This window comes from Agromyces sp. Soil535 (assembly GCF_001428255.1).
Taxonomy (GTDB): Bacteria; Actinomycetota; Actinomycetes; order Actinomycetales; family Microbacteriaceae; genus Agromyces.
This window is the reverse complement of sequence record NZ_LMRW01000003.1, coordinates 51473-77166: the sequence shown is the minus strand read 5'-3', so window position 1 is coordinate 77166 and position 25694 is coordinate 51473. Positions and strand designations below refer to the sequence as shown.

General features: G+C 69.6%; 30 protein-coding genes. 16 read left to right on the top strand and 14 right to left on the bottom strand.

Going from position 1 to position 25694, the window contains the following annotated elements; all coding sequences use genetic code 11:
• Positions 1-36: 36 nt before the first annotated feature.
• The 3 genes from ASG80_RS24855 to ASG80_RS04590 all read left to right on the top strand — a co-directional run bounded on the left by ASG80_RS24855 (position 37) and on the right by ASG80_RS04590 (position 1507).
• Positions 37-213 (top strand): pentapeptide repeat-containing protein, encoded by a 177-nt coding sequence (locus ASG80_RS24855; RefSeq protein WP_369816222.1) that lies wholly within the window; start codon positions 37-39, stop codon positions 211-213.
• Positions 207-962: a carboxylesterase family protein gene (locus ASG80_RS24850; protein ID WP_369816221.1), complete on the top strand. Its 756-nt coding sequence runs from the start codon at positions 207-209 to the stop codon at positions 960-962. The genes ASG80_RS24855 and ASG80_RS24850 overlap by 7 nt, the downstream gene beginning before the upstream one ends.
• Positions 963-1072: 110 nt before the next feature.
• Positions 1073-1507, top strand: a complete 435-nt coding sequence (locus ASG80_RS04590) for a hypothetical protein (RefSeq protein ID WP_235508167.1) — start codon at positions 1073-1075, stop codon at positions 1505-1507.
• Positions 1508-1817: 310 nt separating this feature from the next.
• Here ASG80_RS04590 and ASG80_RS04585 read toward each other — a convergent pair whose 3' ends face one another.
• The 5 genes from ASG80_RS04585 to ASG80_RS04565 form a co-directional block, all read right to left on the bottom strand.
• Entirely contained in the window at positions 1818-2234 is a 417-nt protein-coding gene (locus ASG80_RS04585) for a hypothetical protein (protein ID WP_156401648.1), read from the bottom strand.
• Between the two features lie 129 nt (positions 2235-2363).
• The gene (locus ASG80_RS04580; RefSeq protein ID WP_056728994.1) at positions 2364-3815 is read right to left on the bottom strand and encodes a S9 family peptidase; all 1452 of its coding nucleotides are present in this window, start codon (positions 3813-3815) and stop codon (positions 2364-2366) included.
• Positions 3816-3933: 118 nt separating this feature from the next.
• Complete coding sequence (locus ASG80_RS04575) at positions 3934-4191, bottom strand: hypothetical protein (RefSeq protein WP_056728991.1); 258 nt, start codon at positions 4189-4191, stop codon at positions 3934-3936.
• Positions 4188-4520, bottom strand: coding sequence for a metalloregulator ArsR/SmtB family transcription factor (locus ASG80_RS04570; protein WP_200952494.1), 333 nt, complete (start codon positions 4518-4520; stop codon positions 4188-4190). Before ASG80_RS04570 ends, ASG80_RS04575 begins: the two co-directional genes overlap by 4 nt.
• Before the next feature lie 151 nt (positions 4521-4671).
• Positions 4672-7695: a hypothetical protein gene (locus ASG80_RS04565; RefSeq protein ID WP_200952493.1), complete on the bottom strand. Its 3024-nt coding sequence runs from the start codon at positions 7693-7695 to the stop codon at positions 4672-4674.
• 373 nt (positions 7696-8068) lie between these two features.
• On the opposite strand from ASG80_RS04565, the gene ASG80_RS04560 reads away from it, so the two are divergent.
• From ASG80_RS04560 to ASG80_RS04535, 6 genes are all read left to right on the top strand, one after another.
• Positions 8069-10204, top strand: a complete 2136-nt coding sequence (locus ASG80_RS04560; RefSeq protein ID WP_056728988.1) for an alpha-galactosidase — start codon at positions 8069-8071, stop codon at positions 10202-10204.
• Between the two features lie 74 nt (positions 10205-10278).
• Positions 10279-11592 (top strand): ABC transporter substrate-binding protein, encoded by a 1314-nt coding sequence (locus ASG80_RS04555; protein ID WP_056728985.1) that lies wholly within the window; start codon positions 10279-10281, stop codon positions 11590-11592.
• Positions 11593-11662: 70 nt separating this feature from the next.
• Positions 11663-12610: a carbohydrate ABC transporter permease gene (locus tag ASG80_RS04550; RefSeq protein WP_235508166.1), complete on the top strand. Its 948-nt coding sequence runs from the start codon at positions 11663-11665 to the stop codon at positions 12608-12610.
• Positions 12607-13458 (top strand): carbohydrate ABC transporter permease, encoded by an 852-nt coding sequence (locus ASG80_RS04545; protein WP_235508165.1) that lies wholly within the window; start codon positions 12607-12609, stop codon positions 13456-13458. Before ASG80_RS04550 ends, ASG80_RS04545 begins: the two co-directional genes overlap by 4 nt.
• 107 nt (positions 13459-13565) lie before the next feature.
• A complete protein-coding gene (locus ASG80_RS04540) occupies positions 13566-14585 on the top strand; it encodes a LacI family DNA-binding transcriptional regulator (protein WP_056728981.1) in 1020 nt (339 codons plus the stop codon).
• Between the two features lie 15 nt (positions 14586-14600).
• Complete coding sequence (locus tag ASG80_RS04535) at positions 14601-15101, top strand: GNAT family N-acetyltransferase (protein WP_235508164.1); 501 nt, start codon at positions 14601-14603, stop codon at positions 15099-15101.
• Positions 15102-15246: 145 nt separating this feature from the next.
• Here the strand turns inward: ASG80_RS04535 and ASG80_RS04530 are convergent, their stop codons facing one another.
• Positions 15247-15558: a VOC family protein gene (locus tag ASG80_RS04530; protein WP_056728979.1), complete on the bottom strand. Its 312-nt coding sequence runs from the start codon at positions 15556-15558 to the stop codon at positions 15247-15249.
• Between the two features lie 212 nt (positions 15559-15770).
• Here ASG80_RS04530 and ASG80_RS04525 point away from each other — a divergent pair, with 212 nt between their 5' ends.
• From ASG80_RS04525 to ASG80_RS04520, 4 genes are all read left to right on the top strand, one after another.
• The gene (locus ASG80_RS04525) at positions 15771-16676 is read left to right on the top strand and encodes a hypothetical protein (RefSeq protein WP_156401647.1); all 906 of its coding nucleotides are present in this window, start codon (positions 15771-15773) and stop codon (positions 16674-16676) included.
• Between the two features lie 76 nt (positions 16677-16752).
• Positions 16753-16926, top strand: coding sequence for a hypothetical protein (locus ASG80_RS23365; protein WP_156401646.1), 174 nt, complete (start codon positions 16753-16755; stop codon positions 16924-16926).
• 135 nt (positions 16927-17061) lie between these two features.
• A complete protein-coding gene (locus ASG80_RS23360; protein ID WP_156401645.1) occupies positions 17062-17229 on the top strand; it encodes a hypothetical protein in 168 nt (55 codons plus the stop codon).
• Positions 17226-17909 carry a CoA pyrophosphatase gene (locus tag ASG80_RS04520; protein ID WP_056728974.1) on the top strand — a complete coding sequence of 228 codons (684 nt, stop codon included), beginning with the start codon at positions 17226-17228 and terminating at the stop codon, positions 17907-17909. The genes ASG80_RS23360 and ASG80_RS04520 overlap by 4 nt, the downstream gene beginning before the upstream one ends.
• Positions 17910-17972: 63 nt before the next feature.
• On the opposite strand, the gene ASG80_RS04515 is transcribed toward ASG80_RS04520, so the two are convergent.
• The 3 genes from ASG80_RS04515 to ASG80_RS04505 form a co-directional block, all read right to left on the bottom strand.
• The gene (locus ASG80_RS04515) at positions 17973-18893 is read right to left on the bottom strand and encodes an NAD-dependent epimerase/dehydratase family protein (RefSeq protein ID WP_056728972.1); all 921 of its coding nucleotides are present in this window, start codon (positions 18891-18893) and stop codon (positions 17973-17975) included.
• Entirely contained in the window at positions 18890-19540 is a 651-nt protein-coding gene (locus ASG80_RS04510; protein ID WP_056728970.1) for a MerR family transcriptional regulator, read from the bottom strand. Before ASG80_RS04510 ends, ASG80_RS04515 begins: the two co-directional genes overlap by 4 nt.
• 96 nt (positions 19541-19636) lie before the next feature.
• The gene (locus tag ASG80_RS04505; protein ID WP_056728968.1) at positions 19637-20584 is read right to left on the bottom strand and encodes an NAD(P)/FAD-dependent oxidoreductase; all 948 of its coding nucleotides are present in this window, start codon (positions 20582-20584) and stop codon (positions 19637-19639) included.
• A gap of 69 nt (positions 20585-20653) precedes the next feature.
• Here ASG80_RS04505 and ASG80_RS04500 point away from each other — a divergent pair, with 69 nt between their 5' ends.
• Positions 20654-21235, top strand: a complete 582-nt coding sequence (locus ASG80_RS04500) for a helix-turn-helix domain-containing protein (RefSeq protein WP_056728966.1) — start codon at positions 20654-20656, stop codon at positions 21233-21235.
• A 55-nt stretch (positions 21236-21290) separates the two neighbouring features.
• On the opposite strand, the gene ASG80_RS04495 is transcribed toward ASG80_RS04500, so the two are convergent.
• Positions 21291-22055 carry an SDR family NAD(P)-dependent oxidoreductase gene (locus ASG80_RS04495; protein ID WP_056728964.1) on the bottom strand — a complete coding sequence of 255 codons (765 nt, stop codon included), beginning with the start codon at positions 22053-22055 and terminating at the stop codon, positions 21291-21293.
• 158 nt (positions 22056-22213) lie between these two features.
• On the opposite strand from ASG80_RS04495, the gene ASG80_RS04490 reads away from it, so the two are divergent.
• Complete coding sequence (locus ASG80_RS04490) at positions 22214-23020, top strand: DUF4239 domain-containing protein (protein WP_056728962.1); 807 nt, start codon at positions 22214-22216, stop codon at positions 23018-23020.
• On the opposite strand, the gene ASG80_RS04485 is transcribed toward ASG80_RS04490, so the two are convergent.
• On the bottom strand, positions 23017-23481 hold the full coding sequence (locus ASG80_RS04485; RefSeq protein WP_200952492.1) for a DUF6194 family protein: 465 nt from the start codon (positions 23479-23481) through the stop codon (positions 23017-23019). The two genes, ASG80_RS04490 and ASG80_RS04485, sit on opposite strands and share 4 nt — an antisense overlap.
• Positions 23482-23522: 41 nt before the next feature.
• Here ASG80_RS04485 and ASG80_RS04480 point away from each other — a divergent pair, with 41 nt between their 5' ends.
• Positions 23523-24254: a MerR family transcriptional regulator gene (locus ASG80_RS04480; RefSeq protein ID WP_056728958.1), complete on the top strand. Its 732-nt coding sequence runs from the start codon at positions 23523-23525 to the stop codon at positions 24252-24254.
• Positions 24255-24337: 83 nt separating this feature from the next.
• Here ASG80_RS04480 and ASG80_RS04475 read toward each other — a convergent pair whose 3' ends face one another.
• The 3 genes from ASG80_RS04475 to ASG80_RS04465 are packed head-to-tail and all read right to left on the bottom strand — an operon-like array spanning position 24338 to position 25617.
• Complete coding sequence (locus ASG80_RS04475; RefSeq protein WP_056728956.1) at positions 24338-24625, bottom strand: DUF1905 domain-containing protein; 288 nt, start codon at positions 24623-24625, stop codon at positions 24338-24340.
• Between the two features lie 4 nt (positions 24626-24629).
• A complete protein-coding gene (locus ASG80_RS04470) occupies positions 24630-25001 on the bottom strand; it encodes a TfoX/Sxy family protein (protein WP_056728954.1) in 372 nt (123 codons plus the stop codon).
• A complete protein-coding gene (locus ASG80_RS04465) occupies positions 24994-25617 on the bottom strand; it encodes a hypothetical protein (RefSeq protein ID WP_056728953.1) in 624 nt (207 codons plus the stop codon). The genes ASG80_RS04470 and ASG80_RS04465 overlap by 8 nt, the downstream gene beginning before the upstream one ends.
• Between the last annotated feature and the right edge of the window lie 77 nt (positions 25618-25694).

Below are 25694 nucleotides of genomic sequence, written 5' to 3'. Positions count from 1 at the left end.
CGAGGTGGGCGGCGGAGTACGTCGCGATCCTGCGAGATGTCGTGCGCGAGCGGGCGGAGCGGAACGCGGCGCGCGAGGCTCCGGCGCGCGAGGCTCCGGCGCGCGAGGATGCGGCGCGCGAGGCTCCGGCGCGCGAGGATGCGGCGCGCGAGGATGCAGCGCACGATGTTGCGCCACGCGTCACCGCCCCGCCGACGCCGCAGCAGTTGCTGACCGACGCAAGCGCGGACGACCTCGTCATCGCGTCCGTCGCACTCCAGGTGCGTACGCCCGACGCCTACGCCGGAGCGTTCTGCTTCGCGCCCGTCGTCGACGGCGACCTCGTGCCCGAGCGACCGTTCGTGGCCTTCCGCGAAGGTCGCGCGCACCGCGTGCCGCTCATCATCGGCACGAACGATCGGGAGGGCACGATCTTCCGCGGTCGCGTCGACATCCTGCCGCGGAGCGCGAAACGCATCGACGACCTCTTCGCTGAGGCACCCGGCGACTCGCGGCGGGCCATGCGCGCCGCGTACCCCGAGCTGCCGGCAAGACGGCCCGCCGCGGACTTCGGCGGTGACTACGGCTTCTGGTATCCGAGTACGCGCGTGGCCGACACCTGTTCGCGGTACGCGCCGGTCTGGTCGTACCGGTTCGATTTCGCAACACGCCTGCTCAAGCTGGTCGGCCTCGACGCGACGCACGGCGTGGAGATGTTCGCACTGTTCGACCGGACCGATCTGCCGATGGCCCGCGTCATCATCTCCCTGGGCGGCTATGAGCTGTATGCGGCGGCGGGCGAGCGGATGCGGCAGCACTGGCTGCGCTTCGCGGAGACCGGAGCTCCGAGCCCGGCGTGGCCGCGGTACGACGAGCCGACGCGATCGACACTCGTGATCGACTCCTCGGATCGCGTCGAGGAGGACCCGCGAAGTGAACGACGCCGGGCGTGGCATGCGTTCGCACCGTCACTCGCCGGGTGACGTAAGTCCGCGGCATCCGCTGGTGCCGAAGTGCCGAAGTCCCGAGGTGCCGGACGTCCGGTCCTCTTCACGAGGGCCGAGTGTTCGGCGTGTCTGGCTACGCTGGGCCGATGGATGACGCGCGGATGCCGGGCGACGGGTCATCGGGTGCGCCGGTGATCGTCGTGGTCGACGTGGCCAACGTGATGGGCTCACGCCCGGATGGTTGGTGGAAGGACTGCGCAGCTGCGGCGACCAAGCTCCTCGCGCTCATGCCCGGGCTTGTGAGCCGGACCGTCCGAGCTCCCGACGCTGAGAACGTCGTCGTCGAGCAGGTCGTGGCCGTCGTGGAAGGCGCGGCGAAGGCGATCACCGCGCCGGCCGGCGTGGTCGTGGTCCGTGCGCCGAAGGATGGCGACAGCGCCATCGTGTCCGCTGCGCAGCGCTATGGCGACGCGGGGGCGCGCGTGCTGGTGGTCACCGCGGACCGGGGCCTGCGCGCGCGACTCGCAGACGGAGTGGTCGTCGCCGGGCCGGACTGGTTGAACTCAATTCTCGGTCGATAGCCAGCGTGACGCTCTTACCGCTGCCGCCGCCGGCGGCACAATCACGCGGCATTCGCTGGTGCCGGAGTGCCGGAGTGCCGGAGTGCCGGAGTGCCGGAGTGCCGGAGTGCCGGAGTGCCGGAGTGCCGGAGTGCCGGAGTGCCGGAGTGTCGGGCGCCCGGTCGACGACAACATCGCCGCTCCTGTTCGTCACCGGCGCGCTCGGTGACCACCTGGTGCCGCGTACGACCGTGGAGTCGGCGCAGGCGGTGTAACCGGTCTTGCCGGAACTACAGAAATGCCCGGTCCTTTCACGAGGGCCGGGCATTCGTCACTCGTCGATCGCTTTGCTCCCGTCGGATGGGTCTCCGGCCGGATGATCCATCGCCCTGAGCACGGCGGCGACCCCGATCCAGATGGTGATCGGGCTTGCGAAGACCGCCAGGGAGATCCCGGGAAGCCCGACGAGGTACCCGAGGAAGACGCTGAGACCCGGAAACGCGATGAGAACGGCGGCCCACACGCGGCCGCCGAGCACCACGGCGGATACGCCTGCGCCGAGGCTCATCGCGACGCCGAGGAACGCCAGCCCGATGAACGGCTGCGGGTCGTCACCGCCGAAGGAGCGCAGCGTCCCTCCGATGCCACCGATGACGATGGCGACGGGCGCGACCGCAGCGACGATGATCCAGATGGTCAGCTTGACGGCGTCGCCGCTCCTGTGGCTGCTGCTCTGCGAGGCATGCACGGCCCGAGCGTATGGGTCGGCGAAGCGCAGCGACATCCGGGCCTGCCCCGATGCGCCGCAGGGTCGCAGGACCGTTCCGACTCCGCGTCAACGTGGGCACCCGGGTGGCGGCCGCGAGGTCGTCATCGTTCAGGCCGTGAACAGACCCCACCACGCCGCCCACGGCACGAAGACGATCGCGCCGGCGAGGACGATGCCCAACCGGATTCGCGCGGTCACGGTGACCCGATCGCGAGTTCGCCGCCACGCGATCGTCGTCCACACCGCAGCGCCCACGACGACCAGCGAGAGCAGCTGGAGAAGCAGCCAGACCGCGGGTCGGTCGAGGAGCACCGGCCCGATCGGATCGGTTGCGCCGGTCGCCATCAGGTAGCCGAGCAGGCACACCGTTCCGAGCACCGTGACGAGACCCGCGGCCGAGAGGAGACGCGCGGGCCAGGCTGCCGGACCCGATCGCCGTGACCCTCGCATCCGTCGCACCAGGGCCGTAACCGGATAAGAGAGAAACGCCCCGAGCAGCACGAACCCGGCCACGGCATGCACGGCAAGGGATTCGAACCAATCAAGCGGGCTGAGCCGAGTGGGCACGCCCACCTGCTGTGCGGTGGCGGCGGATGGGCAGTCGAAGGAGGCACCACCGGCACCATCAAGAGCTCCCACCCATGTCGACGCGAGCTGGAGGTAGCCGTCCGCGTAGTGTTCCCCGGCCTCGAAGCCGTTCGGGCTGGCGTGGAACTCGTGGTCGGCCCCAGGCACCACGCACACCGACGCATGTGGCGATCCGCTGAGCGTCTCGGCGAACAGGTGCCCGCTCGTGACGGGGGCCGTCGACTGATCGAACTCGGCGAGCAGCACGAGCGTGGGGACGCGCAGTTGCGCCAAGGCCGGAAGCGGGTCGAACGCGGCCTCCGGGAACAGGCCGCCGGCGACCATCAGGCGCGTCAGGTTGCCTCCGACCGGCGCACACAGTCGCTCGGGGAAACCGGAGTTCACGAGATATCGGCACGTGCTCCAGGTCTGCACCTCTGCCGGTGGGCGGGCACTGGCTCCGGCGAGGATGACGAATCCGACCTCGGGATGCGATGCCGCGGCCGTCGGCACGACCCAGCCGCCCTCGCTGTGACCCCACAATCCGACGCGCGCCGGGTCGACATCGGGGCGATCCCGCAACAGCCGAAGCGCCGCGATCGCGTCCTCGCCCAGCTGTTCGTATGAGCGTTCCGTGAGCGAGTAGCCGACCGTGCGCTTGTCGTAGATGAGGGTGACGACGCCGGATGCCGCGAATGCGCGGGCCTCGGCGAGGTAGTCGGAACGCACACGAGCTCCCGATCCGGCCACGATCACGACAGCGGGATGACGCGTCTCAGCCGAAGGCGGCTTCGCCGTCGGGGTAGAACCCGGCGGCGACGGAACGAGCACGGTGCCGTGCAGGGCGAGACCGTCGTTCTCGAACGACACGTCTTCGGTGGTGTAGGCGGAGTCGCTGTGGTCCTCAGCGGCGACCGCGTTCGATGGGGCGGCGATGCCGAGTGCGACGATCAACGTCGACACTACGAGGCGGGCCGTGGTTGCAGGCAGCACGATGCGCCTATCCTTTCGATGGAGATCATGTCGTGTTCAGAGCACGCCTTGCGGCGTGTAGCGGCGATCTTCACCCGGAGTTGTCGAGTGTCCGCTCGGCAACCCCGGGGCCTCACCGTCAGTCGATGACGGTGAGGGTCTTCTCGATGGCGATCAGCTGCGCGCGAGCCTCCGCGAGCTGGGACGCGATGCCGTCGAGCCGGCGTTGCGTCTCCTCGTGGGTGGCGACCGCGCGTTCCGAGAGTTGGCGATACTCGCCCTCCCGGACGAGCGCTGCCTTGGCGCGCCAGGTGACAGCGAGCTGCCAGATCACCACCACGAAGATGATGCTCAGCAAGCCGGCGGTGGCGAGGAAGACCAGCAGTCCGTCGTTCATCGCTCGCTCCCTTCCTCTGTGTCGGGCAACGAGAGGGAGCTCGCGCCGCGTGCGATCGACTCCGGGCTCAGTTGCAGAGCGAACGGTTCGATGGAATAGAACTTCATTGCCTTACCCTCTTCCGAGATTCGCAGCTGTGAGGTGACCAGCCCTGCCGCCTCGAGGCGGCGGAGGTGAACCTGCAGCAGCGGCCTGCTGATCTCCAACTCGCGAGCGAGCTGGCTGACGTAGGTGGCGCCCCGCACGAGCGTGGCGACCACGCGCATCCGGTGCGGGTTGGACAGTGCGGCCATGATGCGCACCATCTCGTCCCCGGTGTACTCATTCACAAGGTCTCCTTGCATGTGCAAAAGAAGTATTGCATGTGCAAAGCATCATCGTCAACGTCCAGCGCCGGCGAGAGCGCAGCAAGCGGCATCCGCCCGCTCCTGCCGAACGCCCGGCCCTCGCTGTGAGGACCGGGCGTTCGTGCGAGCAGGCTCAGCCGCGTCCCGGGCGCCTGGCCGGCGTCACGGTGAGGTCGTCCCAGCCGATCAGCGCACCTTCGGCCGTGTAGACCGCGAGCTGATGGTCGCCCACCACGCCGGTCGGAAGCGTGACGGTGAGCTTGCCGCTCTTCGCCACCGTTCCGGCTCCGATCCGCGTGACACCGGGCAGCAGGTAGGCCGCGGCATCCGTGCCCGCGAATTCCACGGGGAGCGCGATCTTCAGCTGCGACCCCTCGGCCGCGCTCGTGGCGACCGTGACTCCGCCGCGGCTCTCCTCGGTCAGCGTCTCGTCGGACGGCGGGGTCGCGATCGTGCTCGGCGTTCCGAGCAGCACGGGCGCGATCGTGATCTTGTCCACGTCGGGCGCGTACGCGTCGGGGTTGCCGAACGTGAGCGCGCCGTCGGCGGTCGTGAGCGTCATCGGGATGGTGCGCTCCCAGAAGCTGTCCCACGAGTACGTGTAGCGGAAGTACTTCACCGCGGCCGTCTCGGGTGAACCGGTCTCGGTCACGACCAGCCTGCGGTCGACGACCTGCGGGTTGTAGTCGTGACGTCCCGACAGCTCGGCGTTGGCGTAGTGCACCACGATGTCATACTCGCCGGGCGCGGCGAACGCCGCTTGGCGATCCACTCGCAGCGTGTTGGCCGCGCCGTTGCCGAGGTACCCGACCTTGGCCGAGCCCGACGCGTTCGAGCCGCTTGCCGCACTCAGTTGGAAGACGGCGGCGGCGCCCGCGAGCGTCGCGTTCTCTGCCTCGATCGTCGTGGCCGACGCGTCGCCGTCCGCGGCGCGGATCGTCGTGACCTGCTTCAACAGCACGCCATCCGGGGAGCGCAGCTCGATCTCGTTGATGCCCTGCGAGAGGTGCAGGCGTGCCGTCGAGCGCCAGGTTCCGGATGCCTCCGCTGCGAGCTCGGCGACCGAGCGCCCGTTCACCGACAGCTCGATCGTGGCGGCGCCCTCGGTCGCGTAGTCGATCACGACATCGTGGTAGCCCGACTCCCACGCGTTCGCGTAGACGTCGGCGCGCTGGTCGCCGGAGAGCGACGCGAAGCCCCTCGTCGCCGGAGCGTCGTAGCGCACGCCTGCCCCGCCGACATACCGCAGCGTGCTGGCGGGATAGACCGTCGGCTCTCCGTCGGTCACGTCGGTGAGCACGAACTTGTCGAGCGTGATGTCGGAGTTGGGCAGCCGGTTGACGCCGTCCTCGCTCGCCCGCAGCGAGAGCACGTGCTGGCCGGCGGTGAGCTCGACGATGACCTCGGCGCTGCCGCGGTACTGCCACCGGCTCGTGGCGTTGAGTGCGAGATCCGCCGTGTAGTGCACCGTCTGGTCGTGCGCGCCATCGACGAACAGGGCGTGCCGGCCAGGCGTGCCCGGAGCGCCCCCGATCACCTGGAAGCGGTAGCGGCCGTCGCGCGGCACGTCGACCGTCCAGTCCGCCTTCGAGCTCGGCTGGTTGAACGATCCGACATCGCGGCCGCCCGACGCGAGGAACTTCCAACCGCCGTTCGCGGTCGGGCTCTGGTCGTAGGCGATGGCCGCCGTCAACGCGGTGTCCTCCGCCTCGATGCTGGTGCTCCACACGGCGTCGGCAGCGACCACGCGGTGCTGCTCGGGCGTGATGATCACCTGGTAGGCGGCATAGCGGTCGTACGTCGGCACGGTGAGTTCGAGCGTGCCGGCGTCGAGCGCGACCCCGTCGAGCGCGGTGATCACCCGCGGAGTACCGGCGAGGCCCTCCGCGCCGGTGAGCGTGATCTCACGCACCTCCACGTCGACGCGCTCGCCGAACGTCTCGGTGTCGAGCCCGCTCATGTCGAGGCGGACGTCGTCGTCGGTGCCGCCGTACAGCACGGTCGCACGCGAGTTCTCCACGTCGATCGCCCCGATGCCCTGCAGGGTGTCGGCGACGTCGAGCGCAGGCGGAGTGACGGCGACGGTCTCGCTGCCGGCGAGGTCGCCGTACCACTTGAACATCCACCATCCGCCGTTCGCGGCATTGGTCCGCGCGCTGTTGTCGGAGAAGTTGCCCGCGTAGTTCCAGTACGCCGTCTGGGCGTCGACCTTGGCGTCCTCGAACATCGAGAACCACTGGATGAGCTGGCCGGGCACTCCCATGTCGCGGAGCATCCCGTACTCGGTGATGTTGATCGGCAGCGGCTCGATGCCGCGTTCTGCCTCCAGTGCGCGGTACTCCCCGAGGTGCGAGCGGAAGGTCGCCAGGTTGTCGATGCCGAGCTCGTGCCAGATGAAGATGTCGGGGAGCACGTCGTGCGCGAGCGCATAGTCGAGGTAGTCGGCCGACCGCTGCGGCTGCCAGCGCGAGTCGCCGGGTCCGCCGATCACCGGAGCATCCAGGCCATTGCGGGCATAGACGTCGCGGATCGTGTCGACCGTCGCCTTCCAGTCGCCGAGGAACGTGTCCTTCAGTGCGCCCCAGTCCCAGTACCAGTTGCCGCCATCCGCCTCGTTGAACGGGATGAAGACGTAGTCCTGGGGATGCGACGACTGCGTGGCCACCGCCTCGGTGACGAATTCGACGACCTCGAGGTAGTCCCACACGCCATTGGGCACCGACGTGTACGAGCCGTCGGCCTGGTTGTACGTGCGGGCGTCACCCGGGCGCTGTCCGCCGTTGTACGCCCAGTCGGGGTAGTAGTCCTGGATGTAGATGTACAACTGCTCGCCGTGCTTGTCGAAGAACCCGTCCTCGATCTTGAGCGCGTCGCCGCTGGGATGCTGCGTGCCGTACGGCGCCTTCTGCGACGAGTTCGTGATGTGGGCCCCATTGATGAGGGCGCGTGTCGGGGCGTCGTCATCGCCGAACCCGTAGAGGGTTCCGGTGGCGCCGCCGCGGAACTCGCCCGTGCGTTGCGCGAAATCGACGCCCAGCACCTGTGTTCCTTCCTCTGCGACTGCAGCGGTGGCGGCCAGCGGGGCGAGGCCCCCAGCCACCAGCGCTGTGGCGGCTGCGGCTGCCGCGGCAGTCAGCCTTCTGCGGGAATTCTTCATTGAATCGCTCTCCTGTCGTCATTGCCGGAGCGGCGTGCCCGACCGCGGCGCGGCCGAGCTCGGAACGATCGACCGAGTGCCGCGCCGGCACCACCGAGAGAGGTCGGGCGGTCGCCGAACCTCGCATCGTCGTGGGAAGGGCACAGGACCCGTGCAGATCGGTGATCATGATACCGATTTCAGGTCGAGTCGCAATAGGTGGTGGTCCGTGCGTTCCGACCGCTTCACAAGCCCGTGATTACAGCAGTCAGGACGTTTGATAGCGATTTCAGACTTCGGCTTGCGGATCCGTGAAATCGATATCATACTGATCGAACCGCCGCTCGATCGGCGAGAAACCCGACCACCTCCGCGACGATGGGGAACTGCTTCGATGAAGACACTGCACTGGGGAGACGACTCCCTCGCGATCGAGATCGCTTGGGACGATTCCTCCGCCGTGGGTCTCCGTGGCATCTCCTCCCGGGGAGCCCGCGTGGCCATGGCCGACGTGGTGCCGCTCGTGGAGATCGTGGCCGTCGGCGCGGGTCACGAGCCCGCATCCGACCGACTCGACCACAGCCAGATCGGTCGCGCCCTCCGATACGCGGCGCATGTCGAGGAACGCGACAGCGAGGCGTCCCACCTCCGGGTCACGCAGCTCGATGCGGTGCGCGGTATCGAGGCGACGATCACGCTCGAGTCGCCGAACGGCTCCGGCTGCATCCGGGCGTCGGTCGACGTCGTGAACGTCGGCGACTCGACGGTGGTACTGCGGTCGGTCACGAGCTGGAGCTCGGCATTCGGTGGCACCCCCGACGAGGGTGCCGCGACATCCGCCGATGCGAAGCCACGCGTCGACCGTGATGGATTCGAATCGTGGGAGCTCGTGAGCGGCACCGGCGAATGGCTCGGCGAGGGCCGTTGGACTCGGCGCGGCATCCGCGAGGCCGGGCTGGTCGGCATCCGCGAGGACCTCACCGGACACGATCGGCGCAGCAGCATCGGGGCGTCGTCGTACGGCACCTGGTCGACGGGCGGCGCCCTGCCCGTGGCCGGCATCGAGTCGACGTCGATCGGCGCCGCCTGGCTCTGGCAGATCGAGCACAATGGCGGCTGGCGCTGGGAGATCGGCGAGAACCTGAGCGGCGGCGTGTTCTCGCTCTCGGGCCCCACCGATCGCGACCACGCCTTCACCCTCGCACTCGCGCCGGGGGAGCGGTTCACCACCGTCCCGGTCACGGTCGCCTTCGCCGGCACATTCGCCGCGGCGCTCGACCAGCTCACGGCCTACCGGCGCGCCGCCCGGCGTCCACACGTCGACAACGAGCGGATGCCGGTGGTGTTCAACGACTACATGAACACGCTGAACGGCGATCCGACGACGCAGCGACTCCTGCCGCTCATCGACGCGGCGGCCGAGGTGGGAGCCGAGGTCTTCTGCATCGACGCCGGCTGGTACGACGACAGCGGGTCGTGGTGGGGGAGCGTCGGAGAGTGGCTGCCGTCCACGGTGCGCTTCCCCGCGGGGCTCGCCGAGGTCATCGAGCACATCCGCCGCCGCGGCATGACGCCCGGCCTGTGGCTCGAGCCCGAGGTGGTCGGCGTGCGGAGTCCGCTGGTCGACCAGCTCCCCGACGATGCATTCCTGCAGCGCGCCGGTCAACGCGTCGAGGAGCACGAGCGGTTCCACCTCGACCTGCGGCACCCGAAGGTGATTCAGCACCTGAATGACGTGGTCGATCGGCTCGTCGACGAGTTCGGGATCGGATTCCTCAAGCTCGACTACAACGTGAACCCCGGCTCGGGAACCGACGTCGACGCGCACAGCCCGGGCCATGGCCTGCTCCAGCACAACCGCGCCCATCTCGCGTGGCTCGACTCGGTGCACGAGCGCCATCCCGAACTCATCCTCGAGAACTGCGCCTCGGGTGCCATGCGGATGGACTTCGCGATGCTCTCGCGGCTGCAGATGCAATCGACCTCCGACCAGCAGGACTTCCGGCTGTACCCGCCGATCGCGGCGACCGCGCCGATCTCGATGCTCCCCGAGCAGGCGGCGAGCTGGGCGTACCCGCAGCCGGAGATGACCGACGAGGAGGTCGCGTTCTGCCTCGTCACCGGCCTGCTCGGCCGCTACTACCTGTCGGGCTACCTCAACCGGATGACCTCCGGCCAGCGCGAGCTCGTACGAGAAGCGGTCGACGCCGCGAAGCGACTCCGCGGCGCAATCGCCCGTTCGACCCCCTTCTGGCCGACCGGGCTGCCTGACGGCGGCCAGGTCGTGTCGATGGGGCTCGCGGACCAGGGGGCCGCATACGTCTCGGTCTGGAACCGAGGTGGCCCCGGGCCGGTCCGGCTCGACCTTCCCGACTTCCGCGGCCTCGAGGTCGTGGTCGAGACGGTCTTCCCCCGCACGCTCCAGCAATGGGAAACCGAGTGGAACGGAGAGGAGGCAGTGCTCACCGTTCGCGCGGGCGATGCCGAGACATCGGCCCGCACCTTCCGGATCTCACCCCGCATCGAGTGACCATCCGGCACCTGCATCGCAACACCGTCGGCATCACCCGAGGCCGAGGTATCGTTCACAGAAAGAGAAGTTCAATGAAGAAAACTCTGATCGGCTTCGCCGCGGTCGCCGCGGCAGCCGCACTCGTCCTCTCCGGATGCAGCGACCCCACCGCGGGCGGCGGCGACTCCGCCCCAGCCGACTGGCCCGCCCAGGACACGAAGCTCGATGGCGTCTCGCTCACGATCTGGGCGGCGCAGAACTCGAACACCGTTCCCGAGAGCGTCGTCGCCGGCTTCGAGGAGCTCACCGGCGCGAGCATCGACGTGGTCACCATCCCCGACCCCTACGAGCAGGGCATCCAGACGAAGGTCGCCACGGGTGACAAGCCCGATCTGGCCTTCTGGCAGCCGACGGCATCCCAGCTCACCGCGCTCAACGCCACGACGAACCTGCAGCCGCTCGATGACGCGCCGTGGCTCGACGCCACCGCCGCCGACCTGCGCGACATCACCGGCATCCTCGACGACACCCGTTACGCCGCACTGATCACGACACCGGCTGTCGAGGGGGTCTACTACAACAAGAAGGTCCTCGCCGACGCAGGGGTCACCGACCTGCCGACCGACTGGGACTCCTTCGTCCAGCTCGGCCGCGACCTCAAGGCCGCCGGCGTCACGCCCTTCTACGAGATGGCGGGCGACCGCTGGGCCACGCAGTGGTGGGTGCAGGTGCAGCTTGCGGATGCCGCGGCCGACGGACTCTGGGATCGCGTCAATGCGAACGAGGAGAAGTTCACCGACCCGACCATCCTCGGCACCATCGAGACCTACAAGGGCCTCATCGACGAGGGGCTGTTCAACGAGGACATCAAGACGGCCACGTTCGAGGACCAGGGCGACGCCCTGCTCGCCGGCGATGCCGCGATGGTCGTGCAGGTGAACTCCTTCTTCAACCAGCTCCAGTCCAAGGCGTCGGCCGAGGAGCTCGACGAGACCATCGGCTTCTTCCCGATCTCCCCGTCGGGCAACGTCGGCACCTTCATCCCCGACCAGAGCAACGCCCTCGTCGCTTTCAAGACCGGCGACGCGGCGAAGGAGGCAGCAGCACGCCAGCTCCTCTCCTACTGGCTGGGCGACGGCTACGCCGACTTCGTCGAGACGCGCGAGACCGTGTCGCTGCAGGACGACGTGGCGACGCCCGACACGGTACCGAGCGCCCTCCTCGCCGTCAGCGACTCGCTGGGCAGCTCGGTGGGGTCGATGCAGGCTCTCGCCATCGCGAACCCCGACCTGTACATCTTCCTCGCGGATATGATCCAGGGCACGAAGACGCCTGAAGAGGTCGCGCAGGCCACGCAGGACCAGTTCGCGCAACTCGCCAAGGCGCAGGGAGCCGAAGGCTTCTGACCCCGATCCGTGCACCGGGCGGACCTCCCGCCCGGTGCACGGACACTCCATGAAAGGCGGAACGAACCCCGTGTCCACCACCACAACCCGCGCGATCGTCGCCCCAGGCGCCGCCCCGTCGCTCGCGTCGCCGATCTCGGCCCGGCCGAGGGGGCGACGGCAGGATCACCCGCTGTGGTTCCTGCTGCCCGCGCTCGCGGTGCTCGTGGTCTTCTTCTTCGTGCCGACGCTCTTCAACTTCATCTACGCGTTCACCGACTGGTCGAGCTTCAAGTCCGGCATCAGCTTCGTCGGCTTCGACAACTTCGTGGCGCTCTTCGCCAACGGAACCCTCCTCAACTCGTTGCGGGTCACGCTCGTCTACGCAGTGCTCGTCGCGATCTTCCAGAACGTGTTCGGACTCGCCCTCGCGCTGCTCCTCGAGAAGGACACGCCGCTCAACCGTGCCGCGCGCGTGGCGTTCTTCGTCCCCGTGATCATGTCCGCGCTCGCCGTCGGCTACATCTTCCAGGCCCTCCTGAAGCCCGAGGGCGCCCTCAACGACATCCTCGGATTCATCACCGGCACCGACATCAGCATCGCCTGGCTCGGCGACACGACCTGGACGATCGTCGTGGTCGCGCTCGTGCACGCCTGGAAGTGGATGGGCCTGTCGATGCTCATCTACCTCGCCGGACTCAAGACGATCAACCCCGACGTGCTCGAGGCGAGCCGCCTCGACGGCGCGGGATGGTGGCAGACCCTCGTCTACATCCGCATCCCACTCCTCGCGCCGGCGATCACCTTCAACGTGGCGACCGCGCTGCTCGGCTCGATGAACGGCTTCGACATCGTGCAAGCCACCACCGAGGGCGGTCCGGGCGGAACCACCGAGCTGCTGAACATCTTCATCTTCCGCACCTTCGGCCAAGGGCTCTTCGCGCAGGCGACGACGATGAGCCTGGTGCTCTTCCTGATGGTCATGATCCTGGCCTTCCCGGTCATCCGGTTCCTTCGCAAGAGAGAGGACGTGCTGTGAGCGCGACCGCTTCGAGGATGCGCCGACGTCGTTCCCTCGCCGACATCGCCCAGCCCATCGTCACCGTGCTGGCGCTGGTCCTGCTGCTCGGGGTGCCGTTCTGGCTGGTCATCAGCACCGCCGGCAAGAGCCAGGCGGAGGCGCTCAACCCGAACCTCGCGCCGCCGTCGCAGTGGCAGCTCTTCGAGAACCTCGCCCAGGTCTTCACCGAAGGACGCATGGCGCTCGCCTTCGGCGGCAGCCTGCTGGTGATGATTCCTGCGGTGTTCGGCGTGCTCATCCTGGGCTCGATGGCAGCGTGGGTTCTCGCGCGGCGCAGCAGCCGCGGGCTCGCGGTGGTCTACGCCCTGGCCATCAGCGGTATCGTGCTGCCGCCGGCGGTCGTGACGATCGTGTTGCTCCTGCGCCAGCTCGGGCTCGCGGGAACGCCGGTCGGCATGATCGGGGTGTACATGGGCATGTACCTATCGACCGTGATCTTCTTCGTCACCGGCTTCGTGCGGACCATCCCGCAGGAACTCGAGGAAGCCGCGCGTGTCGACGGAGCGGGGCCGGTCAAGGTGTTCGTCCGCATCATCCTGCCGCTGCTGATGCCGGTGCTCGCAACGGCGACCATCCTCATCTGCCTCTACATCTGGAACGACGTCTTCTACGCGCTCTTCGCGGTCGGCGGACGGCTGGACACCCTGCCCCTGAACCTCTTCCAGGTGGCGAGCGCCGGACTCTACCTGCAGAACTGGCACCTGATCTTCGCGTACATCATCCTCATGAGCCTGCCCCTGCTGCTCGTCTTCGCGTTCGCGCAGCGGAAGATCATCTCCGGCGTCACCAGCGGAGCGGTCAAATAGACGCGCCAGTGCCGTCGGTCGCGCAGCAGGCCGATGGACAGCCAGAATGGGAGCCGCAGGGACCGAGATCGGGCGTACGCCGCCCGATCCGAGCGGCGAGGAGCGCGATGGCGGGCAAGAACACTCCGCGCCCGGCGGTGATCGCGGATGTCGCGAAGCTGGCCGGCGTATCCGTGCCGACCGTGTCGCGCGTGCTCACCGGCGCCGCGCGCGTGCGCCCGGAGAAGGAGCGGCTCGTCCTCGACGCGATCGCGAAGCTCAACTATCGACCGAGCGCGACGGCGCGAGCGCTCGCGTCCCGGCAGTCGCACACGATCGCGATCGTGGCGGGCAACACCTCCCAGTACGGCTACGCCGAGACGATCCGCGGGGTGGAGGAGGAGGCGAGGGCCGACGGCTACACCGTGACGATCACGGTGGTCGAGACCACCGAACCCGACGAGGTCGAGCGTGCCGTGGCGCTGGTGCTCGACCAGAGCCCCGCCGGGTTGGTCGTGCTCAAGTTCGACCCCCCGGGTGTCGCCGTGCTCGAGCGCCTGCCGCGCGACATCCCGATCGTCGCCGTCTCCGGCGTGCGTTCCCGCGATGTCGCACAGGCCGTGCTCGACGAGAGTCGTGCCGCGGAGGCGCTGACCGAGCACCTGCTCGCCCTCGGTCACCGCACGGTCCACCACGTTCGCGTTCCGCCGTCCCGACGTGAGGACGGCCGCACCACGGGGTGGCGACGCGCGCTCAAGAAAGCCGGCGTGGAGCCGCCCGCGCTGTTCGAGGCGACGTGGTCGCCCGAGTCCGGACGGACGATCGGCCAGGAGATCGGGCGCGACCGGGAGATCACCGCGGTGTTCTGCGGGAACGACGAGATCGCGATGGGCGTGATCAAGGGGCTCAGCGACGTCGGCGTGCGGGTGCCCGACGACGTCAGCGTCGTCGGGTTCGACGACCATCCGCTGGCCGCGATGTGGTCACCTGCCCTCACGACGGTTCGGCAGGATTTCGGCGGCCTCGGCGCGCGCGCATTCGAACTGCTTCGGGGCGCGATGAGCGGCGATGCCGTGCGCCGCAGCTCGTCCGAGCTCCCGGAGCTCGTCGTCCGCGAGAGCGCCGGTCCACCCGCCGCCGGTCGCTGACGAGAGAATGGACGGGTGACGACCACCACCTCCATCGACCTCGGCGACCTCGCGGACGAGCGCGTCATCCGCCTGCTCACCGACCATCTCACCGACATGTTCGCTACGTCTCCTGCCGAGAGCGTCCACGCGCTCGACGTCTCGGGCCTCGCGGTGTCCGACGTTACCTTCTGGACGATCGCCGAGGGCGACGACCTGCTCGGTTGCGTCGCGCTGAAGGAGCTCGATCCGGCGCACGGTGAGCTCAAGTCGATGCGCACGGATGCTGCGGCGCGGGGCCGTGGGCTCGGAGCACGCCTGCTCGAGCACGTGCTCGCCGAGTCGGCGCAGCGGGGCTACCGGTGGGTCAGCCTCGAGACGGGGTCGCAGGAGTTCTTCCGTCCCGCTCGCACGCTGTATGCGAAGTACGGGTTCCGGGAGTGCGGGCCGTTCGCCGAGTACCGGCTCGACCCGAACAGCGTCTTCATGACCCTCGAGCTCGAGCTCGAGCTCGAGCCGTCGAGCGCCGCCGAGTAGCAGTGCAGGAAGAACGGGCGTGCTGATGGCGTGTCGGGCCCCCGACACGCCGCAGCCGGCCCGATTCTTCCTGCGGAATCGAGGGTTGGGCCTACGGCGTGCTCGACGCGGAAACGCCCGGCCCAGCACGACGCCGGGCGTTCGGTCACTTCGCGAAGAACGCGCGGGTGTTGCCGTCGGGGTCGTCGAGTCGGAACTCTCGCGGTCCACCCGTACGCTGCTTTCGCGGCTCAGTCGACGGCAGGTGTCCCTGTGCGACGACGGATCCGTAGGCGTCGTCGATGTCGTCGACCTTCATGTACAGTGCAGGCTGCTCGGGCGCAGGCCCCGCCTCCTCGGCGGCGATGAACCGGATCCAGAACCAGTTGACATGACAGGTCGCCGCGTGGTCCTCGCGCTTGCCGATGCGGAAGCCCAGCGACTCGTAGAACTGCACGGTCGTGTCGAGGTCCTTCACCCGGTACTCGAGTCCGGAGATGCGCCGATCTTCATGGTGGATCCTTCCTCTCGCTCTGAGTTGCCGCTGGCCGCGGCGAATGCCTCACTCTGTCGACGTGCCGGGTCGCCGAAATGTGACCACCAGTAGTCGTATGGGCGGGCCGGATGGCACGACGCTCCCTCGAATCGGTCGGTTGTGGCGGACACCCGGCGTGCCAATAGACTCGCACGGTGATGACGCTGCGAGAGTTCACCCGCCGGTTCCGTCAGGAGCGTCGCGTACTCATCGCCGTCATCGCGGCATCCGCCCTCGTGCTCGGCGGGACGAGCGTAGTCTGGGCCGCGAGTGCCGAGGCAGGAACGCGAACAAGGCTCAACACCGAGATCGATGGGATCGTCCGAACGATAACCACGAGGGTCGAGGTGGGGCGTGCGGTCGTGTCGGCGCACCTGGCCTCGTCGGTGTGCGTGGCGGACGTGTCCTCGCGGCTCAGCCCCTTTGCCGGAAGCGGCACGCGCTTCACGCCGTCCGCATTGGGGCAAGCAACGACCACGGTGCAACGCGCAGCGGATGCCTCCCCGGTACCGGCGTACGACCCGGCTCCGCCGCCCCGACCACCTGGCGACGCGGGCCTCGACGAACTCGACTCGTCGCTCGTGGTGCTCCGCGATGCGCTCGTCACGACGGAGGCGGAGGTCGCCGCACTCGCATCGACGGCGCGGGCGACGGAGGAGGCCTGCACCTCGGCACGCCGTGCGGAGGCGGCGATCGTACGCGAGATCACCCGGCGCAGCGACGAGCTCATCGCAGCCAACCCGAAGGCTGCCGCGGACCTGCGGTCGACCCTCGTGGTCGCGCGCGACGCGGTGGTCGCGGCCGAGTCGGGTGGCGTCGAACAATGGATCGCAGCCGCCGGCGCCTTGGAGTCGTCGCAGGCATCGGCGGTGCTGGCGGAGCAGGAGGCGGCCGCGGAGGCGGCGCGCCGAGCGGAGCTCGACGTCGAGGAGTCGGCAAGCTCAAGCGGGACGCTCCACTTCCCACCGCCGAACCTGGAATTCCCGACGATCACGATCTGCGAAGCGTTCCCGGACGCCTGCGCCGATCCGACACCAGCGCCAGAGCCGCCGGCGTACTGAGCGGCGGCTCCGGGCCCGCGGCTATTTCAACGTCTCCTCGCGGACGAACCTCCGAGTCGGACACTGTGAACGGCCGGTGCAGGTCACGGATGAGCTCAGCGATGAGAGCGTCATCCGTGACCTGCACCGGCAATTCGCGGACCTCGGCGAGCTCGAGCACCACGTGGTGGACACCACCGCCATGGATCTCGGCGCGACCGTCGACCTCGTGCGCGAACTGGTCGAGCGCGGCACGGCGCGGTTGGCGTAGGCACGTCGTGAACGAGCACGTCTGACCGGGCCCTATGGCTCGTCGGCCGGGGCTGGCAGGATGGCTTTCATGCGGGCTCGAAGTACGCGGCCGTCGGTCGTCGGCACGCCCGCACCCGGGGTGGAGGGTGGAGCAATGGACGACCTGACGGGATCGCCGACGGAGCGGCTCGCGCAATTGCGGGCCGCCGATGCAGGGCAGGATGCCGCCTGGCTCGAGCGCCAGCTGACGTCGGCGCTCGAGGAGTGGCAAGCTGCTGAGGACGCGTTGAGTGAACTCCGCGAGGCGCGAGAGGACTTCTGATCGCGTCCACTGATCCCCGCGCCGAGCTCATCGCCCTGTGCGAGCGCGGCCTCGAGTGGCACGCCGACACGCCCCAGGGGCTGTGGGATGACACGAACCCGCGACCGGCGGCCGTGCTCGTGCTGTTCGGCGTGCTCGATTCAGTGCCGTCCCGTGCGAGCGGTCCCGTCGCGCGCGACCTCGATGTGCTGTTGCTCCGTCGCGCGGCGACGCTCGGGAGCCACGCCGGCCAGATCGCCTTCCCGGGCGGCCGGCTCGAGGCATCCGACGATGGACCGATCGCGGCGGCGCTGCGGGAGGCCGCCGAGGAGACGGGCCTCGACCCCGACGGAATCGAGCCGCTCGGCACGCTCCCCGTGATGTCCGTGCCCGTGAGCAACCACATCGTCACACCGGTACCGGCGTGGTGGACACGCCCATCCGACGTGGCGGCTGTCGACCACGACGAATCCGTCGAGGTGTTCCGGGTGCCCGTCGCGGATCTGCTCGACCCGGCGAACCGAGCGAACACGGAGTTCAGGCTCGGCACGCGCGCCTACCGGTCGCCGGCCTTCACGGTCGACGGCCGGCTCGTCTGGGGCTTCACCGCCCTGGTGCTCTCGCGCATGTTCGACGAGCTCGGCTGGGCGGAGGCGTGGGACCCCGCCCGGATCGTCGAGCGCGACGATCTGCGGCGGTGACCCGAGGGCATGGCACCTGCACCACTCGCGCCTGATGAGCGAGGGGCCGGCGAGTTCGTGCATTCAGGTGCGGGCCGTGGCGCGCCCCAACGATGCCGCGATGCCCTCGACGTACGGCGTCGGCGCGACTCCGAATGTGCGCTCGAACGCGGTCGAGTCGAACTCGTACGGCCCGGTGTACTGGTAGGCCATCTCGAGGGTCTCGCGGGCGGCGCTCGAGAAGAGTGAGCCGAACCGCATCGTGCCCATCGACATCGTGCGGTGGCGAAGCCGGTCGCCGGTCGTGAGGGCGAGGTACTGCTCGCCGGTCAGGGCGGGGGCCGTCGGCAGGTGCCAGACGCGCCCGCGGGCGCGGTCGTCGGTGCCGAGCACCGCCAGGGCGGCGCCGATGTCGGGTGTATAGGTCATGGAGTGCGGCTGGCTCGCGTCGAACAGCCAGGTCGGCGGCTTGCCGGCGGTGACCCGGTCGATCGCGAACATGTTGAACGCGCTCGTCGATGCGCCGGGTCCGTAGAAGTCGGCACTGCGACCGACCGTGACGTCGAGCCCGTGCTCGTCGCGTGCCGCGTCGAGCATCCGGAGCAGCCCGGCGCGAACCTCGCCTTTGCGGCTCGTCGGCCGGATCGGGGTCGACTCCGTCATCGGCGCGTCGGTGCGCCCGTACGCATAGACGTTGTCGAAGTACACGAGGTGGGTGCCGTTGGCGAGGCATCCGTCGATGGCGTTGCGCAGCAGCACCGGCCAGTCTCGCCGCCACGCCCGGGTGGAGTACGGCAGGCCCACGGTCAGGTAGGCGACGTCGGCACCCTGCATTGCGCGGGAAGCGGATGCGGCGTCCCGCAGGTCGGCGGCGATATGCGTGACCTCGGAGTCCGAGGACGTGGTACGCGAGACCGCCGTCACGGAGTGGCCGCCTGCGCGAAGCGCCGCGATCGTCTCGCGGCCGACGACGCCGTTGCTTCCGAGGATGAGGTGAGTGGTCATGACGAATCCTTTCGGTGGTTGGGGTCGGGCGTGGGGAAGAGCTCGGCGGTCGCTTCCTGGTGCGCGAGGCGCCGGAGGCCCGCGGTGAGGGCGTCGCCCACCACCGTGCCGACGACCATGAGCTCGGCGATGAGCGCGGGGTCCTCGCGCTCCAGCAGCGCCGAGAGGTCAGCCCGGGCGATGAGATCTGCAGCCGCCGCATACGCGCCGAGATACTCGTCTGACGGCTCGAAGCCGATCGCCGAGAAGTCGTCGAGCACGCGTGCGGCGAGGTCGAATCCCGGGTTGTCGGGGGAGATCCGCCAGCCCCGGGCGGACGCGACGTCGGCGATCCGCCGTCGCGATGCCTCGGACGGATCGCTCGACGCCCGGCCCACGGCCATCGCGTGTTGCGCCGCCTCGAAGGTCGTCGCGATCGTGTCGGGCTCGGCTTCGAGCGTCGACAGCACGCGCTTCGCCGCAGCGATCGACAGCCCACCGGTGTCGAGCAGGGCGCGAACGAGTCGCACCCGCTGCACGTGGGACTCGTCGTAGTCGGTCTGGTTGCCGCTCAGGCGTTCGCCCTCGTGGAGGAGCCCCTCCCTCAGGTAGTACTTCAACGTCGAGACCGGCACCCCGCTCTGCTGGCTGAGCCGCGAGATCCGCATGCACTGATAGTAGCACTATCGATACTAAAACTATCAGTGTGAAGGCGGGTACCGAGGGCGTACGCCGCGGTCCATCGGGGCCCGCGGGGTGAGCAGTCAGACCCCTGACGCGCCGGATGCCGCGACCGCCTGCCGGATCTCCTCTTCGACGAGGTCGGCGTTGATCGAGGCGCCGGCGAGGTTCCCCGCGCCTGACGCGATGGGCACCGACGTGCGGGGGGACACGACGTTGCCCGCCGCCCAGAGTCCGGGCACGCTCGTGCGACCGTCGCCGTCGACGGCGACCCAGTCGACGCCCATGTGCTCGGTGGTCGCCGCCCCGAGGTCGCGGAGTACGGCGTCGTTCGGCAGCGGAAGCGGGTGCAGGAAGACGGAGTCCACCGCCACGTCGGTGCAGTCGGCGAGCCGGATGCCGCTGAGACCGCCGTGTTCGTCGGCGACGACGCGCACCACCTCGCGGGACTCGACCGCGACGCCGCGGGCGACGAGGGCGGTATAGGCCTCCGCGGGGAGCTCCGATCCGTTGACGAAGTACGTGACGTCGCTCGACCATTGGCGGAGCAGCTGTGCCTGGTGCCCGCTCATGGCCCCGGTCGCGAGCACGGCGATGCGCCGGTCGCGCACCTCCCAGCCGTCGCAGTACGGGCACACGACGGCGCCCGTACCCCACAACTCGGCGAGGCCGGGGATGTCGGGCAACTCATCGCGGAGGCCCGTGGCGACGAGCATCCGGCGCCCGACGTGCTGGTCGCCGCCGTCGAGCACGACGTCGAATCCGTCGGCGCCGAGCGACGCGCTCGCGACATCCCCCGACTGGATGACGACGCCGTATCGCTCCACCTCCTCACGGCCGGCGGCGAGCAGGTCGAAGGGTGACCAGCCGTCGCGACCCAGGACGCCGTGCATGTGAGGCGCGAAGCGATTCCGCGGCTCGCCCGCGTCGAGCACGAGGACCTGACGCCGGGCGCGGCCCAGCATGAGTGCTGCGCTGAGTCCGGCGCTGCCGCCGCCGATGATGATGACGTCCCACGTGGTGTTGTGCATGGTCCGACTCTGCGGCTAACCTGCCACTAAGGCAACTCGAGTTGCCGGAACGGCAAAAGGAGCGACCGGATGCCCGATGAACTCGACCGCGTGCTCGACGGGGTCGCGCCGCGCCTGCGAGCCCTACGTGCCCGCCGCGGCCTCACCCTCGCCGAGCTCTCGGAGCAGACCGGGATCTCGGTGAGCACGCTGTCGCGGCTCGAGTCCGGCGGTCGCCGGCCCACGCTCGACCTGCTCATCCGCCTCGCGGGCGTGTACGGCGCCAGCCTCGACGACCTCGTCGGCGCCCCGCAGATCGCCGACCCCCGGGTGCATCCGAAGCCGTTCTACCGCGGCGGGCGCGCCATCATCCCGCTCACCCGCGACAACCCCGACGTGCACGCCTACAAGATGGTGCTCCCGGGGCATCCGCCCGAGGCGCCCGTCGCTCAGCGTGCCCACGAGGGCTACGACTGGATCTACGTGCTCAGCGGCCGCGTGCGGCTCGCACTCGGCGACGACGAGATCGTGCTCGAAGCGGGCGAGGCCGCCGAGTTCGACACCCGCGTGCCGCACGGCCACGCGAGCGCCTCGCTCGAGCCCGCGGAGATCCTCAACCTGCTCAGCCGCCAGGGCGAGCGCGTGCACCTGCGCGAGACCGGGTCGGCCTGAGCCACGGATGCCCCGGCACGGCGTCGATGGACGCCCGCGTCCCCGCCGCCCGCGGTCAGCGCTCCTCGGGGTCGGCGCCGCGCGCAGCGCGGCCCCCGTCGACCGGGATCACCGCGCCGGTGATGAAGCTCGAGGCATCCGAGAGCAGGAACGCCACGGTGCGCGCGACGTCGTCGGGCTCACCGGGCCGACCGAGCGGATGCAGCCGCCGCACCTCCGCCTCGAACGCGGCGCGGCTCCGGACGCCGAGTTCGGCGAGGTGGCTCGTGTATCGCTCGGTCACGATCGAGCCGAGCGCGACGCAGTTGCAGCGGATGCCGCGACTGCCGTAGTCCACCGCGATCGCACGCGTGAGGCCCTCGATCGCGGCCTTCGCCGTGGCGTAGGGCAGGGCGCCCCGGACGGCGCGCTGCGCCAGGTGCGACGACACGTTCACGATCGCACCCGGGACGCCGCTGCGCAGGAACTCGTCGACCGCGGCAGCGGCGCCGCAGAGCACAGGCCGCAGGTTCGCCTCGACGAGGCCGAGGGTCGCCGGGCCGCCCGCCTCGTGCAGCCACGCGTCGCGGAACACCGCGGCGTTGTTCACCCAGCCGCGCAGCTCGCCGAGCGAACGGGCGCGGTCGACCGCTCGCTCGAGCACCTCGAGGTCGCCGGCGTCGCCCACGATCGAGGCGCCCGCGGCATCCGCGAGCCAGTCGGCGGGCCGCACGTCGACCACGACGACCGCCGCGTGCTCGGCGAGCAGCACCTCGGCGATCCGCCGGCCGATCCCGCCGGCGGCGCCGGTGACGATGTGGACGCGCTCGTGCACCGCCATGCCGTCATCGTAGGACGCGCGCAGAGCCGCGGCATCCGGAAGCCGGACGACGACCGCCGAATTCGCGATCCGTCGGTGCGGCGGCGGGAAGGAATCCCTAGGCTGAACCCCGATCGGGTGCGTCGCCGTGACCGCAGCTCACCGGGGAAGGGGGCGGAATGTTGACCGACTGGTTCTACTCCACCGAGATCTGGATCACGTTACCGCTGTTCGTCGGCGGCTTCGTGGCGCTCTCGTGCCTGGTCGTCATCGGCCTGCGCCCCGTGATACGGAAGCTCGTCGACGACCCGCGGGAGTGGGATCACGCGCTCGCGCACGTGATCGGCACGTTCGGCGTGTTCTTCGGTATCCTGCTCGCGCTCGTGGCGGTGTCGGTGTACGAGAACTTCGCCGACACCCGTGTGTCGACGCTCGAGGAAGCCGCCCAGCTCACCGCCCTCTACCGGGGCACCACCGGCCTGCCGCAAGACGCCGGCGCACCCATGCGCGAGACGATCCAGGAGTACGTGCACACGGTCGTCGACCAGGACTTCCCGTCGCAGCGGCGCGGCATCCTGCCCGAGGGCAGTGCCGTGCTGGTGGACGACCTGGAGCGACTGCTGCACGACTACGAGCCGGCCGACCTCCAACAGCAGGCCGAGTTCATCCAGCTGCTCGCGACCTTCGACGACTTCATCGAGTCCCGACGCGCCCGCATCGATGCGACCTCGCTCGAGCTTCCGCCGCCGTTCTGGCTGGTCATCTGGGTCGGCGCCGCGGTGAACGCGGTGCTGATCGGGTTCATCCACGTGAAGAAGGTCGGCTTGCACCTGCTGATCGCCGGGCTGCTCGCGCTCTTCGTCGGCCTCGTGATCTTCGTCACGGCCGACATGGATCACCCGTACCAGGGCTCCATCTCGGTCGGGCCCGGCGCGTTCGAGCGCGTGCTGCAGCAGACGATCGACCGGCTCGGCAGCGAACCCTAGGTGGCGCGCCGTCGATCGACACGCGCGCGGGCGGCGTCGTGCGCGGCGCGCAGCAGCTGCACGACCGTGTCGGTGGTCTTCTCGGCGGGGTTGACGACGGCGATCCAGCCGAGTGCGCCGTAGACCGGGTGTGGATTCACCACGTCCGCGGTTGCGAAGTCGCGAGGTTGAGTGAGGCTGCGGGGTTCCTCCCCGGTGAGCTCCAGGAACGTGGCGCGGTCGACGTGGATGTTCACGCGCCAGCGGCCCGGACGGTCGAGGTCGGAGCCGGTTTCGTCGGGGTAGTCCTTGGTGACGATCGTCCCGTAGGGCTGGACGTGCTGAGGCATCCGGCCGTCTGGCGCGTAGTAGAAGAACGCGTCGCCCCACGCGATCTCGGGAACGTCGTCGCCCGGCTCCGGGGCGACCACGAACGCGCCGTCGAAACCTCGCACGGTCGCGATGATCTGTTCCATACTCATGGTTCAAGCATCACCTTCAAGTGCATCTGTGGGGTTGGATGATGGACGAGTCCGCGAGCGATTCGCAACCGGCGCCGCTCCGGACGGTCGACGTCGCCAGAGCATCGGGGTACTCGGCGCAACAGGTCCGGGACCTCGAACGGCTGGGGGTCATTCCGCCGGCTGCCCGCTCGGCGAACGGATACCGCTCCTACACGTCGATCCACGTGCACGCGCTCCGTGCCTATCGAGGACTCGCAGGTGCAGTCGGGCCGGTGGCAGCCCGGCAGCTGCTCGCGGAGCTGCGAACGGCCACGCTCGCCGAGGCGGCCGCGGCGATCAGCGCGGTGCACGTCGGTCTCGCGCGGGAACGGGACGAGGCGTTACGGGCCCAGGACGCGCTGCGTGCGATCCAAGCTGAAGCGACCGTAGGCGAGCAGGAGCGTGACGCGATGACGATCACCGAGCTCGCCGGAGCACTCAACGTGCGCCCGTCGACCCTGCGGTTCTGGGAACAGGAAGGGCTGGTCCTCCCCGAGCGGGTGACCTCGCTTCGGGCACGTCGGTACGGTCTTTCAGCCATCCGGGAGGCTCGAATCGTGGCAGCCCTCCGCAACAGCGGCTACGGCATCGCCGCCGTGCGTGACCTCATGGGCTCCCTCGGCAGCCTCGACGGGCTCGGCGAGACTCGGCGCATCCTCCAGCAACGCCTCGATCGGCTCGCCACACGGACGGTGGCGCTGCTTCGAGCCGGTTCAGACCTGGCGGCCGTCGTCATGGCGGCCGGGCAATGAGGACCGCCTGGCTCGATGCGCCGACTCATCCGCGCACCGAGACCCCGGCACTTCGGCACTCCGGCACTTCGGCGCCGGTCGAGTCAGAGGTCGACGGTCAGTCGCACGTCGACCGGGTCGCCCACGTCGAGCCCCTCGGCCTCGCGCACCCAGGCCTTCACCGGCACGATGTATCCGCCGTCCTTCGGCCAGAGCGACGTCGCCCAGTCGCTGCGGCCGATGCGCACCGTGACCGGGATCATCCCCCAGCCGTAGGTGACGGCCGGCGAGATGGCCTCGAGTGCGACGGCCTCATCGTGGGGAACCGTCACGAAGTGCCAGGGCGCGGGACCCCGCCAGAACCACAGCTCACCGCTGAACGCGAGTTCCATCGGCTCAGTCGGCGTCGGTCGCGCGGCCGGCGTCGGCCGCGCCGGCCGCGTCGGACTTCGGCGTGATCGAGTCCACGAAGGCGTAGGCGTCCGCGGCGACCGAACGCCAGCGATCGGCTCCGTCGTCGAACGGCACGACCGCCCACTCGCGCATCGGACTGCCGCGCATCACCATGTTGTCGAGCCCGAGCTCCTCGATGAGCTCGGCCGAGAGCTTCACCGTGAGCCGCCCGTCCTTCGCGACGAACGCGAACATCTTGCCGCGTACGGAGTAGCCCTCGGACCCGAACATGCGGCCGACCTCGACATCCGGCCGAGCCGTCAGCGCACTCGCGACCTCGGCCAGTCGCTCGCGCCCGCGCGTGCGATCATCCATGGGTCGACGCTACGACGGTGCCGTGTCGTGCGGCAAGCGTGCCGCCTTCCTCACCCACGGCGCCTGCACCCCGCCATGCGTCGAGGATGCGGTGCCGCAGCGCGTTCGACCGCTCGGCGAACCCGCGCTGCCGGCGCACGTACTCGGCCTTGCCCTCGCCCGTCTCGATGCGCACAGGGGCGCCGCCCCACTCCCGCATGTCGTAGGGCGAGGCCTGCATGTCGAGATACCGGATGTCCCGGGCCAGTTCGAACGCGTCGAGCAGCAGCTCGCTCGTCGCCAGCATCGGCGCCTTCTCGCGCTCCATCGCGGCGCGGTCGACGATGAGCCCGCGGGCCGTCGCACCAGGCGCGTACCAGCGCCAGTCCGCGCGAGGCGTGCCCGCGGCATCCGCCAGCTCGACGCCCGCGCCGGGGTGCCACCGGCGCAGCAGGCTCGGCGAGTAGGGGTAGTACGTGAACAGGAAGTCCTCGATCGGATGCCGCTCGCCCCGCGTCGCGCGGGCGCGATGCGCCGCGGTGAGCGCATCCGCCCGCTCCGCATGCGCCTCCTCGCGGGCGCGCCAGTCGCGTGCGTCGAGCACGACGGTTGCGGCGGTGGAGATGGCGGAGGGCACCCCTCGAGGATAGGTCGCCACGCGATCGAGAGGACGGGATTCGGCGGTGTCGGCGGTGGCGAAACGCCGAACCCGTC

Bases quoted from the DNA above. Each gene is read 5' to 3' on its own strand.
- ASG80_RS24855 (WP_369816222.1), top strand. From the start codon at position 37: ATGTCGTGCGCGAGCGGGCGGAGCGGAACGCGGCGCGCGAGGCTCCGG.
- ASG80_RS04590 (WP_235508167.1), top strand. From the start codon at position 1,073: ATGGATGACGCGCGGATGCCGGGCGACGGGTCATCGGGTGCGCCGGTG.
- ASG80_RS04575 (WP_056728991.1), bottom strand. From the start codon at position 4,191: ATGAACGACGGACTGCTGGTCTTCCTCGCCACCGCCGGCTTGCTGAGC.
- ASG80_RS04565 (WP_200952493.1), bottom strand. From the start codon at position 7,695: ATGAAGAATTCCCGCAGAAGGCTGACTGCCGCGGCAGCCGCAGCCGCC.
- ASG80_RS04560 (WP_056728988.1), top strand. From the start codon at position 8,069: ATGAAGACACTGCACTGGGGAGACGACTCCCTCGCGATCGAGATCGCT.
- ASG80_RS04555 (WP_056728985.1), top strand. From the start codon at position 10,279: ATGAAGAAAACTCTGATCGGCTTCGCCGCGGTCGCCGCGGCAGCCGCA.
- ASG80_RS04540 (WP_056728981.1), top strand. From the start codon at position 13,566: ATGGCGGGCAAGAACACTCCGCGCCCGGCGGTGATCGCGGATGTCGCG.
- ASG80_RS23360 (WP_156401645.1), top strand. From the start codon at position 17,062: ATGGACGACCTGACGGGATCGCCGACGGAGCGGCTCGCGCAATTGCGG.
- ASG80_RS04515 (WP_056728972.1), bottom strand. From the start codon at position 18,893: ATGACCACTCACCTCATCCTCGGAAGCAACGGCGTCGTCGGCCGCGAG.
- ASG80_RS04510 (WP_056728970.1), bottom strand. From the start codon at position 19,540: ATGCGGATCTCGCGGCTCAGCCAGCAGAGCGGGGTGCCGGTCTCGACG.
- ASG80_RS04505 (WP_056728968.1), bottom strand. From the start codon at position 20,584: ATGCACAACACCACGTGGGACGTCATCATCATCGGCGGCGGCAGCGCC.
- ASG80_RS04500 (WP_056728966.1), top strand. From the start codon at position 20,654: ATGCCCGATGAACTCGACCGCGTGCTCGACGGGGTCGCGCCGCGCCTG.
- ASG80_RS04495 (WP_056728964.1), bottom strand. From the start codon at position 22,055: ATGGCGGTGCACGAGCGCGTCCACATCGTCACCGGCGCCGCCGGCGGG.
- ASG80_RS04490 (WP_056728962.1), top strand. From the start codon at position 22,214: ATGTTGACCGACTGGTTCTACTCCACCGAGATCTGGATCACGTTACCG.
- ASG80_RS04485 (WP_200952492.1), bottom strand. From the start codon at position 23,481: ATGAGTATGGAACAGATCATCGCGACCGTGCGAGGTTTCGACGGCGCG.
- ASG80_RS04480 (WP_056728958.1), top strand. From the start codon at position 23,523: ATGGACGAGTCCGCGAGCGATTCGCAACCGGCGCCGCTCCGGACGGTC.
- ASG80_RS04475 (WP_056728956.1), bottom strand. From the start codon at position 24,625: ATGGAACTCGCGTTCAGCGGTGAGCTGTGGTTCTGGCGGGGTCCCGCG.
- ASG80_RS04470 (WP_056728954.1), bottom strand. From the start codon at position 25,001: ATGGATGATCGCACGCGCGGGCGCGAGCGACTGGCCGAGGTCGCGAGT.